General features: G+C 71.7%; 10 protein-coding genes. 2 read left to right on the plus strand and 8 right to left on the minus strand.

The window, feature by feature from the left end; all coding sequences use genetic code 11:
- Positions 1-6: 6 nt before the first annotated feature.
- The 4 genes from paaB to G6W55_RS01455 all read right to left on the minus strand — a co-directional run bounded on the left by paaB (position 7) and on the right by G6W55_RS01455 (position 3,523).
- Positions 7-321: a 1,2-phenylacetyl-CoA epoxidase subunit PaaB gene (gene paaB, locus G6W55_RS01440; RefSeq protein ID WP_175518877.1), complete on the minus strand. Its 315-nt coding sequence runs from the start codon at positions 319-321 to the stop codon at positions 7-9.
- Positions 318-1,292, minus strand: coding sequence for a 1,2-phenylacetyl-CoA epoxidase subunit PaaA (paaA, locus tag G6W55_RS01445; RefSeq protein ID WP_175518879.1), 975 nt, complete (start codon positions 1,290-1,292; stop codon positions 318-320). Before paaA ends, paaB begins: the two co-directional genes overlap by 4 nt.
- A gap of 120 nt (positions 1,293-1,412) precedes the next feature.
- The gene (locus tag G6W55_RS01450) at positions 1,413-2,279 is read right to left on the minus strand and encodes a 3-hydroxyacyl-CoA dehydrogenase family protein (RefSeq protein WP_175518880.1); all 867 of its coding nucleotides are present in this window, start codon (positions 2,277-2,279) and stop codon (positions 1,413-1,415) included.
- A gap of 20 nt (positions 2,280-2,299) precedes the next feature.
- A complete protein-coding gene (locus tag G6W55_RS01455) occupies positions 2,300-3,523 on the minus strand; it encodes a thiolase family protein (protein WP_175518882.1) in 1,224 nt (407 codons plus the stop codon).
- Between the two features lie 218 nt (positions 3,524-3,741).
- On the opposite strand from G6W55_RS01455, the gene paaK reads away from it, so the two are divergent.
- Together paaK and helR are read left to right on the plus strand one after the other, a co-directional pair.
- Positions 3,742-5,088 (plus strand): phenylacetate--CoA ligase PaaK, encoded by a 1,347-nt coding sequence (paaK, locus tag G6W55_RS01460; RefSeq protein WP_175518884.1) that lies wholly within the window; start codon positions 3,742-3,744, stop codon positions 5,086-5,088.
- A 111-nt stretch (positions 5,089-5,199) separates the two neighbouring features.
- On the plus strand, positions 5,200-7,353 hold the full coding sequence (gene helR, locus G6W55_RS01465) for an RNA polymerase recycling motor ATPase HelR (RefSeq protein WP_175518886.1): 2,154 nt from the start codon (positions 5,200-5,202) through the stop codon (positions 7,351-7,353).
- 3 nt (positions 7,354-7,356) lie between these two features.
- On the opposite strand, the gene G6W55_RS01470 is transcribed toward helR, so the two are convergent.
- The 4 genes from G6W55_RS01470 to G6W55_RS01485 all read right to left on the minus strand — a co-directional run bounded on the left by G6W55_RS01470 (position 7,357) and on the right by G6W55_RS01485 (position 12,510).
- Positions 7,357-9,549 carry an RICIN domain-containing protein gene (locus G6W55_RS01470; RefSeq protein ID WP_175518888.1) on the minus strand — a complete coding sequence of 731 codons (2,193 nt, stop codon included), beginning with the start codon at positions 9,547-9,549 and terminating at the stop codon, positions 7,357-7,359.
- Positions 9,546-10,856, minus strand: coding sequence for a glycoside hydrolase family 16 protein (locus G6W55_RS01475; RefSeq protein WP_175518890.1), 1,311 nt, complete (start codon positions 10,854-10,856; stop codon positions 9,546-9,548). The genes G6W55_RS01470 and G6W55_RS01475 overlap by 4 nt, the downstream gene beginning before the upstream one ends.
- Before the next feature lie 224 nt (positions 10,857-11,080).
- Complete coding sequence (locus G6W55_RS01480) at positions 11,081-11,755, minus strand: hypothetical protein (RefSeq protein WP_175518892.1); 675 nt, start codon at positions 11,753-11,755, stop codon at positions 11,081-11,083.
- A gap of 20 nt (positions 11,756-11,775) precedes the next feature.
- Positions 11,776-12,510, minus strand: a complete 735-nt coding sequence (locus tag G6W55_RS01485) for a HEAT repeat domain-containing protein (protein WP_175518894.1) — start codon at positions 12,508-12,510, stop codon at positions 11,776-11,778.
- Positions 12,511-12,642 lie beyond the last annotated feature (132 nt).

Genomic DNA, 12,642 nt, shown 5'->3' on the forward strand with positions numbered 1-12,642 from the left:
TGTGTCCTAGATGTGCGGGACGTCGTCGGGGATGTCGTAGAACGTGGGGTGGCGGTACACCTTGTCGGCGCTGGGGGCGAAGAAGGGGTCCTTCTCGTCGCGGGTGGAGGCCGCGATGTGCTCCGAGCGGACGACCCAGATGCTCACCCCCTCGTTGCGCCGGGTGTACAGGTCCCGGGCGTGGGTGAGGGCCATCCGGTCGTCGGCGGCGTGCAGGGAGCCGACGTGGACGTGGTTGAGGCCGCGCTTGCCGCGCACGAACACCTCGTACAGCGGCCAGTTCGCTCTGGTCCCCGGGGTGTTGTCCTGCGTGCCGCTCATACCGCCGCTCCCTGCTGTGCGCGTGCCGTCTGCTTCGCCGCGTGGGCCGCGGCCGCCTCCCGGACCCAGGCGCCCCCCTCGTGGGCGGTGCGGCGGCGCTCGACGCGCTGCGCGTTGCACGGTCCGTCGCCCTTGATGACCCGCATCAGCTCGTCCCAGTCGGGGGTGCCGAAGTCGTGCCGGCCGCGTTCCTCGTTCCACCGCAGGTCGGGGTCGGGGAGGGTGACGCCGAGCTTCTCCGCCTGCGGCACGGTCATGTCGACGAAGCGCTGGCGCAGTTCGTCGTTGCTGTGCCGCTTGATCTTCCAGGCCATGGAGGCGGCGGAGTTGGGGGAGTTCTCGTCGGGCGGTCCGAACATCATCAGGGACGGCCACCACCAGCGGTCCACCGACTCCTGCACCATCTGACGCTGGGCGTCGGTGCCGGACATCATGGTGCGCAGCAGTTCGTAGCCCTGCCGCTGGTGGAAGGACTCCTCCTTGCAGATGCGCACCATGGCCCGCGCGTAGGGGCCGTAGGAGCTGCGGCACAGGGGGACCTGGTTGCAGATGGCCGCGCCGTCCACGAACCAGCCGATCACGCCGACGTCGGCGAAGGTCGGCGTCGGGTAGTTGAAGATCGACGAGTACTTCTGGCGGCCCTCGATCAGCCGCTCGGTGAGGTCGGCGCGGTCGGCGCCGAGGGTCTCGGCGGCGGAGTACAGGTAGAGGCCGTGACCGGCCTCGTCCTGGACCTTCGCGAACAGGATCGCCTTGCGGCGCAGCGAGGGCGCGCGCGTGATCCACTCGCCCTCCGGCTGCATGCCGATGATCTCCGAGTGCGCGTGCTGGGCGATCTGCCGGATCAGCGTCCTGCGATAGCCGTCGGGCATCCAGTCGCGCGGCTCGATGCGCTGGTCGCGCGCGATGGTGGCCTCGAAGTACTCCTCGTACTCCTCGGGCGCCGCGAGGACGGGCGGTCCGTCGTTCATGCCATCTCCCCTACGTCCCCTACCGACCATTCGTTCGGTTCATCATACGACGCGGCCCCCCGGTTCACACAAGGGGTGAGCATCAGGTCCGGCCGTCCTTCAGCTCCTGGTGTACGTCCTTCAGCTCCAGGTGTAGAAGCCGCGGCCCGTCTTGCGGCCCAGTTCGCCGCGGGCGACCTTCTCGCGCAGCAGCCGGGGCGGTGCGAAGCGGTCGCCGAGGGTGGCGTGGAGGTGTTCGGCGATGGCGAGCCGGACGTCGAGGCCGACCAGGTCGGTCAGGCGCAGCGGGCCCATCGGGTGCTTGTAGCCGAGCCGCATCGCGTCGTCGATGGCCTCGGGTTCCGCGACGCCCTCCTCGACCATGCGGATCGCCTCCAGACCGAGGGCGAGACCGAGGCGGCTGCTGGCGAAGCCGGGCGAGTCCTTGACCACGACGTCCTGCTTGCCGAGGCTCCGCGTCCAGTCGAGGGCGGCCCTCCGGGTGCGGTCGTCGGTGTCCGGCGCGAGGACGATCTCGATCAGCTCGGAGGCGGGCACCGGGTTGAAGAAGTGCATGCCCAGGAAGCGTCCCGGCCGGGTGAGCGCGGCGGCCAGCTCGGTGACGGAGAGGGAGCTGGTGTTGCTGGCCAGGACGGTCGTCGCGCTCACGGCGCGCTCGGCGGCGGCCAGGACCGTGGCCTTGAGGGCGGCGTCCTCGGGGACGGCCTCCACGACCAGGTCGGCGTCCGGGGGCAGCTCCTCGACGGACCGGGCGGTGCGGACGCGGGCGAGGACCCGGTCGGCGGGCTCGGTCAGCCGGTCGCGCGCGGCGGCCCGCTCCAGACCGGCGGCGATCCGGTCCAGGGCGGCGGCGGCCGCCTCGGCGCCGCTCTCCACGACGGTGACCGTGGAACCGGCGGCCGCGAAGGACTGCGCGATCCCGGCGCCCATCCGGCCGCCGCCGATCACCCCGACGACCGCGGGGGCCGTGCTCGTGTCCGTGGTCATGTCCGACGTCCCTTCCGTGCTCACACCCGCTCCACCAGCATCGCGACGCCCTGGCCGACGCCCACGCACAGGGTGGCGAGACCCCGGCGGGCGTCCTCGCGCTCCAGCCGGCCCAGCAGGGTGAGCAGGATGCGGGCGCCGGAGCAGCCGAGCGGGTGGCCGAGGGCGATGGCGCCGCCGTCGGCGTTGACCTTGTCCTCGTCCAGCTTGAGGCGGCGGATCACGGCGAGGGCCTGCACCGCGAACGCCTCGTTCAGCTCGACCGCGTCGAGGTCGCCGACGCCCCAGCCGGCGCGGGCCAGGGCCTTCTCGGTGGCGGGCACCGGACCGAGGCCCATCACGTCGGGCCGGACTCCGGCCGAGGCGGAGGTGACGATCCGCGCGCGCGGGGTGAGCCCGTGGCGCTCGACGGCCGCCGCGCTCGCCACCACGAGGGCGGCCGCGCCGTCGGACAGCGGTGAGGCGGAGCCCGCCGTCACGACGCCGTCCGCGCGGAAGACCGTACGCAGCGTGCCGAGCTTCTCCAGGGTCGTCGAGGCGCGCGGCCCCTCGTCACGGGTGACCTCGCCGTCCTTCACCGGGACCGGCACGATCTCGCGGTCGAAGTGCCCGGCCTCCTGGGCCGCGAGGGCCCGTCGGTGGCTGCGCAGGGCGAAGCCGTCGGAGTCGGCGCGGGTGATGCCGTCGAGCGCGGCGACCTCCTCGGCGGTCTCGCCCATCGACAGGGTCGTCCGCACCGCCTCGGGTCCGGCGCCGGCGGGCACGGCCCGGTCGGCGGCGGCGAAGCGCGGGTTGGTGAAGCGCCAGCCCAGGGAGGTGTCGTGCACCTCGCCCGGCTTGGCCCACGGGGTGCCGGGCTTGGCCATCACCCAGGGCGCGCGGGTCATGGACTCCACTCCCCCGGCCACGACCAGGTCCGCCTCACCGGCACGGATCGTCTGCGCGGCGGAGGCGACGGCGGTCAGGCCCGAGGCGCAGAGCCGGTTGACGGTGTAGCCGGGCACGGTGTGCGGGAGCCCGGCCAGCAGTACGGCCATCCGCGCCACGTCCCGGTTGTCCTCACCGGCCTGGTTGGCGGCGCCGAGGATCACCTCGTCCACGGCCTCCGCCGGGATCCCGGCGCGGCGCACGGCCTCGCCGACCACGAGGGCGGCCAGGTCGTCGGGGCGTACGGAGGCCAGGGCGCCGCCGTAGCGGCCCTGCGGGGTGCGGGCGCCGTCGATCAGATAGACCTCGTCGGGCATGTGCGGGCTCCTCTGCGGTGACCGGGCGGGCGCCGCCCGCGCCACGCGTCCACCTCTTGACAGGCGCGGTTCGTCGCTGGGTAAGTTGACCCTGCCGCACGCTAACCGAATGTTCGGTCGGTACACAAGGAGCGCGTCCTGCGCGGCGACACCGTGATCGCGGAGTTCCGCGGCCGCTGTCGCAGCCTCAGGAGTACGACCCCGAAGGAGCCGCAGCCATGACCAGCGAGCCGGAGAGCCCCGCGCCGACCCCCGCCCGCCGGGGCGAGCCCCTGCCCGAGGGGCTGGCCGACGACGCCGAGCGCCTGTCGCGCGCGGAACTGCGCGACCTCCAGCTCCGCCGGCTGCGCACGACCCTGCGGCACGCCTACGACAACGTCGAGCTGTACCGCAAGAAGTTCGACGCGGCCGGTGTCACTCCCGAGGACTGCCGCGCGCTGGAGGACCTGGCCCGGTTCCCCTTCACCACCAAGGCCGATCTGCGCGACACCTACCCCTTCGGGATGTTCGCGGTCCCGATGGACCGGGTCCGCCGGGTGCACGCCTCCAGCGGCACCACGGGCCGCCCGACCGTGGTCGGCTACACCGAGAACGACCTGTCGATGTGGGCGGACGTGGTCGCCCGCTCGATCCGCGCCGCCGGCGGCCGGCCCGGTCACAAGGTGCACATCTCCTACGGCTACGGCCTGTTCACCGGCGGCCTCGGCGCGCACTACGGCGCCGAACGCGCCGGGTGCACGGTGATCCCCGCCTCGGGCGGCATGACCGCGCGCCAGGTGCAGATCATCCAGGACTTCCGGCCCGAGATCATCATGGTCACCCCGTCCTACATGCTCACCCTGCTGGACGAGTTCGAGCGCCAGGGCGTCGACCCGCGCTCCACCTCCCTCAAGGTGGGCATCTTCGGCGCGGAGCCGTGGACGGAGGCGATGCGCCGGGAGATCGAGGAGCGCATGGACATCCACGCCGTCGACATCTACGGCCTGTCGGAGGTGATCGGCCCCGGCGTGGCCCAGGAGTGCGTGGAGACCAAGGACGGCCTGCATGTGTGGGAGGACCACTTCCTGCCGGAGGTCGTCGACCCCTTCACGGACGACGTCCTGCCCGAGGGCGAGGAGGGCGAGCTGGTGTTCACCTCCCTCACCAAGGAGGCGCTGCCGATCATCCGGTACCGCACCCGGGATCTGACCCGGCTGCTGCCCGGCACCGCGCGGCCGGCGTTCCGCCGGATCGAGAAGATCACCGGCCGCTGCGACGACATGATCATCCTGCGCGGGGTGAACGTCTTCCCCAGCCAGATCGAGGAGATCGTGCTGCGCACGCCCGGGGTGGCCCCGCACTTCCAGATCGAGCTGACCCGGCGCGAGCGGATGGACCATATGACGGTCCATGTCGAGTCCCGCCCGGACTCGCCCGCCGAGGCCCGTGACGCGGCCGCGCGTGCCATCGCCAAGGGCGTCAAGGACGGTGTGGGCGTCAGCGTCGAGGTGACGATCGTCGAACCGGACACCCTGGAGCGCTCCCTGGGCAAGCTGCGCCGGGTGAAGGACCGACGCGAGACGTGATCCCCCGGGCGTGGATCATGTGGGTGAGGCGGGTGCGGGGCTGCCGTTACGATCGACGGGGAGGGGCCGTCCGCGTTCACCTCCGGTGACCCCACGTTCGGAGCCCCTCAGATGAACCCCCTGGCCGACAGTGCCTTCGCCCTTCCCGACCGGCTCTCCGCGAAGGCCGACCCGGCGCTGATCGCCGACGACGAGCGGCACTTCGCGGCGATCGCGCGGTGCATGGAGCAGTCGATCGCCGAGGTGTCCGAGCGTCTCGACGCCGAACGGCGCGCGCCCGGCGGGGTCGGCCGGCAGGCGATGGACCGGGACACCGAGATCCACCGGCTCACCACCCGGCTGCGCGCCCTGCGCCGCTTCGGCCTCGACCTGTGTCTCGGCCGCATGGTCGGCGCGGACGGCGCCGAGCCCGTCTACGTCGGCCGGCTGGGCCTCACCGACAGCACGGGCCGCCGGCTGCTGCTCGACTGGCGCTCCCCCGCGGCCGCGCCGTTCTTCGGCGCCACCCACGCCGACCCGATGGGGCTCACGAGCCGCCGCCGGTACCGCTGGACACGGGGCCGGATCGGCGACTACTGGGACGAGGTGTTCACCTCGGACGGGTTCGCCGGGCATGCCGCACTGGACGACCAGTCCGCGTTCATCGCGAGCCTGGGCGCCGACCGGTCGCCGCGGATGCGGGACGTGCTGGGCACGATCCAGGCCGACCAGGACGCCGTCATCCGCGCGGGGTCGCGCGGCGCGCTGGTGGTCGACGGCGGCCCGGGCACCGGCAAGACGGTCGTCGCCCTGCACCGCTCCGCCTATCTGCTGTACTCCGACCCCCGTCTCGGGCACCGGAGGGGCGGGGTGCTGTTCGTGGGCCCGCACCGGCCGTATCTGGCGTACGTCGCCGATGTCCTGCCGAGTCTGGGCGAGGAGGGGGTACAGACCTGCATCCTGCGGGACCTGGTCGCCGAGGGCGCCGGGGCGGCGGTCGAGAGCGATCCGGAGGTGGCCCGTCTGAAGGCGTCGGCGCGGCTGGTGCGGGCGGTCGAGACGGGAGTCCGGTTCTACGAGGAGCCGCCCGCCAAGGGCATGACGGTAGCCACCCACTGGTCGGACATCTGGCTGAGCCCCGAGGACTGGGCCACGGCCTTCGAGGCGGCCGAACCCGGCACCCCGCACAACGAGGCCCGGGAGCAGGTCTGGCAGGAGCTGCTCACCCTCCTGGTCGACAAGCACGACGGCGACGCCGCGCCGGAGCTGCTGCGCAGGTCCCTGCTGGGCAACCGGGAGCTGCGGGCCGCGTTCAACCGCGCCTGGCCGCTGCTGGAGGCGGCCGACCTGGTCGGGGACCTCTGGTCGGTGCCCGCGTATCTGCGGCTGTGCGCGCCCTGGCTCGACGCGGACGAGGTGCGCCGGCTCCAGCGCGCGGACGCCCATGCCTGGACGGTGTCCGACCTGCCGTTCCTGGACGCGGCCCGGCAGCGGCTCGGCGACCCCGAGGAGGCGCTGCGCAAGCGCCGCGACGCCGCCGCGCTGGCCGCGGAACGCGCCCGTATGTCCCGGGTGATCGACAGCCTGCTGGAAGTCGACGACGACGGTGAGGGCGCGGTGACGATGCTGCACGGCGAGGATCTCCGGAACAGTCTGGTCGACGAGGGCGCGCTGACGGTGCCGGAACCGGACCTGCTCGCCGGGCCGTTCGCGCATGTGGTCGTGGACGAGGCGCAGGAACTGACCGACGCGGAGTGGCAGATGCTGCTGCTGCGCTGCCCGTCGCGGAGCTTCACGATCGTCGGGGACCGGGCGCAGGCCCGGCACGGGTTCACCGAGTCGTGGCGGGAGCGGCTGGCGCGGGTCGGCCTGGACCGGATCGAGCTGGCGTCGCTGAGCGTCAACTACCGTACGCCGGAGGAGATCATGGCGGAGGCCGAGCCGGTGATCCGGGCCGTGCTGCCGGACGCCAATGTGCCGGTGTCGGTGCGCAGCGGCGGGGTGCCCGTCGTGCACGGGTCCGCCGCGGACCTCGACGCGGTGCTCGACGGCTGGCTGGCCGAGCACGCGGAGGGCACCGTCTGTGTGATCGGTGCCCCCGCGTTCCGGCCGAGGGACCGGGTCCGTTCCCTGACTCCCGAACTCTGCAAGGGACTTGAGTTCGATCTCGTCGTCCTCGTGAACCCGCGGGACTTCGGTCCGGGTGTCGAGGGAGCGGTCGACCACTACGTCGCCATGACGCGGGCGACACGGCAGCTCGTGGTCCTCACGGGTGGAACTCCCTGATTTTCAGGGGTAGTTCACCAGGTTGGCGACGTTGGTTGCGGAGTTGGAGGGGCCGCCGCGGTCGTTGACGACATGGCGGATGGTGCCGGTGCCGCCGAGGGAGACGGTCACCATGTTCTGGAAGCGGACGTTCGGGTTGTTGGGCACCTCGAAGGCGTGCTCGGCGGTGACCGACGGGTTGACGTTGAAGTAGCAGTAGCTGCCGAGCCCGTACGCCTGGTGGCTGGTGACGGAGTTCGCGACCTTGTAGGCGGCGTAGCCCTGGGTGGAGCCGTTCATCCAGGCGGCCTGGTCGGGCGGGTCGTAGGGCATCTCGTTCTGGTAGAAGTACGTCCGCCCGCCGTTGCCGTTCCAGATCGTCTGGTGTTTCTGGTAGTGCTCGACGAACAGGCCGTACATGGTGACCTGGTCGCCGTTGACGACGAGGCCGGTGTCGGCGGTGTTGCTGTTCCAGCCGATGCCGCTGCCGTGGTCGCCGCGCCAGATCCACATGTGGTCGCCGATGACGTGGTCGCTGTTGACGACGAGGCTGGTGGTGGCCTTGCCGACGGCCGCCCCGCCGACCCGGAAGTAGACGTCGTGCAGGGAGGTGGGGTTCGCGGCGTGGCCGGCGGCGGAGCCGGCCGGGCCGATCTCCACCAGGGTCGGGGAGTTGGTGGTCCCGGCGTCGAAGAGGACACCGGCGATCTTCACTCCGTCGACGTCGGCGACGGTCATGGCGGTGATGCCGTTGTCGGGGACGAAGGTGGCCAGGCCGAGACCGAGGACGACGGTGTCGGGGCGGGTCACCCGCAGGGTCTGGTTGAGGTGGTACACACCCGGGGTGACCAGCAGGTTCTTGCCTTCGGCGAGGGCCGCGTTGATCTGTGCGGCGGTGGCGCCGGGTTTGACGACGAAGAACTGGTCGATGCCGAGCGAGCTGCCGGGGGCGGTTCCGTTCGCCCAGGTGGTGGCGGTGGAGTTGGTGCGCAGCGCGGGCACGAACACCCGGTAGGCGCCCGTGTTGTCGACGTACAGGAAGGGCTTCTCGCGGACCGTCGGGGTCTGGTTGACGGTGGTGTAGGGCGGGTTGGGGAAGGTGTTGCCCGGTACGCCCTGGCTGCCGACGAAGACCATGTTCCAGTTGGAGCCGGTCCAACTGCCGAGCTGGGAGTTGCGGGTGAGCCACTGCTGCTGGGTGCCGGAGCGCACCTGGCCGTCGATCTTGCTGTCGGCCATGAAGCCGCCGCTGGACCAGCCGCCGTCGCTCAGCTCCAGGTTGCCGCGGACGTGCATGCGCCGGTAGCCGGACGCCTGGGAGACGGCCCAGCGGTCGGTACCGCCGGTCGGGTTGACCGACAGGTTCTCGGCGCCGCGCCAGAAGTTCTGGGTGGCGTTCTGCGGCGGGAACCAGTCGGCCTCCACATGGACGGCCCCGTTGATGGTGACCGAGTCGGGTGACTGTCCGAGGCCGAGGACCTGGGTGTAGAAGCCGACGTTGACGTCGTTGCTGTAGGTGCCGGGCTTGAACAGGACGGCGTAGCGCTGGGAGCCGAACTGGTTGGTCTCCTGCTGCTGGAAGATCTGGTTCAGCCGGCTCTGGATGGTCGCGGACGGCATCGACGGGTCGAAGACGACCACGTTGGGGCCGAGGTCGACGTCACCGGGCGCGGTGGTCACGGGGGTCACCTGGAATCGTTGGGCGGCCGTGCCGTTGCAGGTGTACTGCACGAGCTGGACGCTGTCGGCGGTGGAGGCGGAGGGCACGTCGAGGCATTTGCCGCTGTGCCGGTTGACGAACCGGTAGGCGCCTCCTCCCTCGTCGACGGGCTGCCACTGCTGGTTGTCGCCGCCACCGTACGTCCACAGGTGCACGGCCGCGTTGTCGGCGGTGGACACGTTGCTCACGTCCACGACCTGCTGGGCGTCGTTGCGGTTGCCGATGCGTACGTATCCGTCGCCGGTGGCGGTGAAACTCCACTGCTGGGCGGTGGAGTTGTTGCAGGTGTACTGCTGCACGGCGGTGCCGTTCACGGTCGCCGCCGCCCGGGCGTCCAGGCATTTGCCGCTGCCGGCGTTGACCACCGTCGACCAGCTCGTGGGCAGCGCCGCGGCAGCGCTCGCGGGGGTGCCGGTGAGGCCGGTGAGGAGGGCGGTGACGGCCGCCGTGCCGAGGAGTCCGCGGAGGGCGCGGGGGCGTGCGAGGCCGCGGATCAACGGGTCACCGTCCACTTCTGGTTGGCGGCGCCGGTGCAGGTCCAGATCTGGAGGCGGGTGCCGTTCGCGGAGTTGTTGCCCGCGACGTCGAGGCACTTGTTCGCCTGTGGGTTGACGATGTCCCGCGCGGCGGGCACGGCCCACTGCTGGGCGGCCGTGCCGTTGCAGTCGTAGAGCTGCACGGGGGTGCCGTCCGCGGTGCCGCCGGAGGCGACGTCCAGGCACTTGCCGAGCGCGCGGATCGTGCCGTCGGCCCCGACGGTCCAGCGCTGGGCGGCGGTGCCGTTGCAGTCGTAGAGCTGGACGGGGGTGCCGTTGGCGCTGTTGGCGCCCGCCACGTCGACGCACTTGCCCGCGAGGCCGGTGATCGGACCGCCGCCGCCGGGCTGGCCGGTGTCGGTGGTGACCCGGACGTAGTCGACCAGGAGCTGCTGCGGGAAGGATGTGCTGCCGTCGGGGTCGCCGGGCCAGTAGCCGCCGACCGCGAGGTTGAGGATGAGGAAGAACGGCTTGTCGAAGACCCACTGGCGGCCGCCGAGGTCGGCGGGGGTGCGGCGCTGGTAGACGGTGCCGTCCACGGACCAGGTGATCGCGTTCGGGCTCCAGTCGACGGCGAAGGTGTGGAAGGCGTCGGCGAACGCCTGGCCGCCGGACAGGGTGTAGCCGGCGCCGATGCCGCCGGAGCCGGAGTAGCCGGGGCCGTGCAGGGTGCCGTGGACGGTGGACGGTTCGAAGCCCACGTTCTCCATGACGTCGATCTCACCGGAGTTGGGCCAGCCGACCTGGCCGATGTCGTTGCCCAGCATCCAGAACGCGGGCCACATGCCCTGTCCGCGCGGGACCTTCATCCGGGCCTCGACCCGGCCGTAGGTGGTGGTGAACCGTCCCGAGGTGTTCAGCCGGGCGGAGGTGTACTCGCACCGCCCGTACCAGCACTGGTAGTTGCCCGGGTTCTCGCGGCGGGCGGTGATGACCAGATGGCCCTGGCCGTCGAGGGCGGCGTTGCGGTTTCCGGCCGTGTAGTACTGCCGCTCGTGGTTGTTGACGTTGTCGCCGGTCTCGATCAGCCACTTGCCGCCGTCCACGGCGGCGCCGGCGGGTCCGTCGAACTCGTCGGAGAAGGTGACGGCGGCGGCCGCGGCCTGGGCCTGTTCCTGTGCCTGGGTGACGGTGACCGTGGTGGGGGACTTCGCCGACGAGGACGCGTCCGGGGCGGCGCCCTGGGCGAGGCCGGTGGACAGCGAGGCGAAGGCGAGCAGCGAGGCGAGCGACAGGAGCAGGCGCCGGGAGGTGCGCGGGGAGTCCATGACTCTCCCTTCATGAAGCAGCACGGCTCGACATTGCAGGTGCATGACAGAGCCGGGCGCGGCGGAGCCCGATCCGAGACCGCGCCAGGTGGGTGGGGGGTGAGGAACAGCCCCTGGGGAGGGCTTAGTTCACTATGTGATTTAAGAAGTGAGCAATGGACGTGTCAAGGGTTTGGTACAGACCTGTACGACCGTCCGGCAGACCCGCACGACGGTCCGGGGGCTCAGATGCGGAACGGCGGCCTGGAGGCGAAGACGTTGTCCAGGTACAGGTTGCCCATCTGGCGGGCGCGTTCGCGCATCGCGGAGGTGATGGGGGTGCCGGCGGCGAAGTACCACCACAGATAGAGCGTCTCGTACATCCAGGCGCCCTCGTAGTTCCAGTCCGAGTCCGCGCCGGGCTGCCCGGCGCCGAAGACCGACCCCGCCGGGAACTTGTCGTTGTGGTCCTTGCCGCCGACGTGCCGGGCCTCGTGCATGAAGGTGGACGCCCGTTCCGGCACCGCCTGGCCGTACCACATGTCGAGGTACAGCTCGACGAGCGTGCCGTCCGCCGCGGCCACCGCCGTGCCGTCGCCGCACCGGGCGCGCAGATCACGGATGTTCTCCCGGACGTAGCGGCGTCCCCAGTTCAACGCGGTGGCCTCGTAGGCGTCGTTCTCCCAGTCCTCCGCCGAATACGTCAGCAGCCACAGCGAGTTGAAGGTCCGGCCGAGGGGCAGGCCGATGTTCCCCGGGTCCTCCCAGCCGAACCCGTCGTCCCAGTACGCCTTGTTGCCGGCGAACCCGTAGGTGGTCCAGAAGTAGTCGACATGGGGCTGGCTGGAGTTCCACAGCGGGCCGTAGAAGGCGTCACCGGAGCCGTTCAGATCCGGGACGGTGGCGGAACAGGTGGCCATGACGCTCTCCTGACGGGATATCACGGAGGCGGCGGCCGCACATCGGCACCCGCCCCCGGGTAACGGATGTGGTCCACGCGCGTGACCTGCGGTACGTCCCGCACGTCGTAGCGGCGGACCTCCAGCAGATCGGCGTCCTCGGACCGGATCAGCCCGGGCAGGTCGACCGGGGCGGCGAGTTCGCGCAGCGCGAGCACACAGGCCGCCCGGACCCCGCGCCGGTCGTCGTCGACATGGCGTACGAGCGTGTCGACGGCGCTCGTCGAGCCGTCCGCCGCGAGCCGCGCCAGCCCCTCCACGGCGGTGGTCCTGATGACGGTCTCCTGGCCGACCGTGGAGTACCGGTGCGCGCCCTCCGGATACCGCTCCGGCGGGACGGGCGTCGCCACGACCGCCGCGAGGGCGTCGGCGGTACCGGCCAGCCGAAGGTCCGTCAGCACCTGCACCAGCGCCCACCGGTCGAGATACGCCTCCTCGGGCAGCTCCTCCCAGCCCCGCCGCGCCAACCGGTCCACGTCCTCGGCCGGATACCCGCGTACGGAGTCCAGCGCGCGCTGATACTCCGCCTCGGCCGACTCCCCCACCGCACCGGTGGCCCGCAGCGCCCCGAGGAACGCCGCGCCCAGCTCACCGAACGCGCCCGCGAACGCGAACTCCCGGATCCCGAGCGGGGAGAAGACGTCCTGATCCGGACCGTCGGGGCCCGGCTGCTGTCCCACACGCGGGATGTCGTCACCGCGGTCGTCGCTGCTCATGAAGAGACTTCCCGCCGGTTCGCGACGCCGAGCACAGCGGCGCCGAAGCTGAAGGATCTCCCCTTCCATGCTCCCCGCACGTACGAGGGCACGCAACCGGCGGGCGGGACCCCTGTCCTGGGACCGGTCCGC

Source organism: Streptomyces sp. CAI-85, from assembly GCF_013363615.1.
In the GTDB taxonomy this organism is placed as follows: Bacteria; Actinomycetota; Actinomycetes; order Streptomycetales; family Streptomycetaceae; genus Streptomyces; species Streptomyces antibioticus_B.

What these genes read in the sequence shown, in the direction of transcription:
- paaB (WP_175518877.1), bottom strand. Translation starts at nt 321, where the DNA reads ATGAGCGGCACGCAGGACAACACCCCGGGGACCAGAGCGAACTGGCCG.
- paaA (WP_175518879.1), bottom strand. Translation starts at nt 1,292, where the DNA reads ATGAACGACGGACCGCCCGTCCTCGCGGCGCCCGAGGAGTACGAGGAG.
- G6W55_RS01450 (WP_175518880.1), bottom strand. Translation starts at nt 2,279, where the DNA reads ATGACCACGGACACGAGCACGGCCCCCGCGGTCGTCGGGGTGATCGGC.
- G6W55_RS01455 (WP_175518882.1), bottom strand. Translation starts at nt 3,523, where the DNA reads ATGCCCGACGAGGTCTATCTGATCGACGGCGCCCGCACCCCGCAGGGC.
- paaK (WP_175518884.1), top strand. Translation starts at nt 3,742, where the DNA reads ATGACCAGCGAGCCGGAGAGCCCCGCGCCGACCCCCGCCCGCCGGGGC.
- helR (WP_175518886.1), top strand. Translation starts at nt 5,200, where the DNA reads ATGAACCCCCTGGCCGACAGTGCCTTCGCCCTTCCCGACCGGCTCTCC.
- G6W55_RS01475 (WP_175518890.1), bottom strand. Translation starts at nt 10,856, where the DNA reads ATGGACTCCCCGCGCACCTCCCGGCGCCTGCTCCTGTCGCTCGCCTCG.
- G6W55_RS01480 (WP_175518892.1), bottom strand. Translation starts at nt 11,755, where the DNA reads ATGGCCACCTGTTCCGCCACCGTCCCGGATCTGAACGGCTCCGGTGAC.
- G6W55_RS01485 (WP_175518894.1), bottom strand. Translation starts at nt 12,510, where the DNA reads ATGAGCAGCGACGACCGCGGTGACGACATCCCGCGTGTGGGACAGCAG.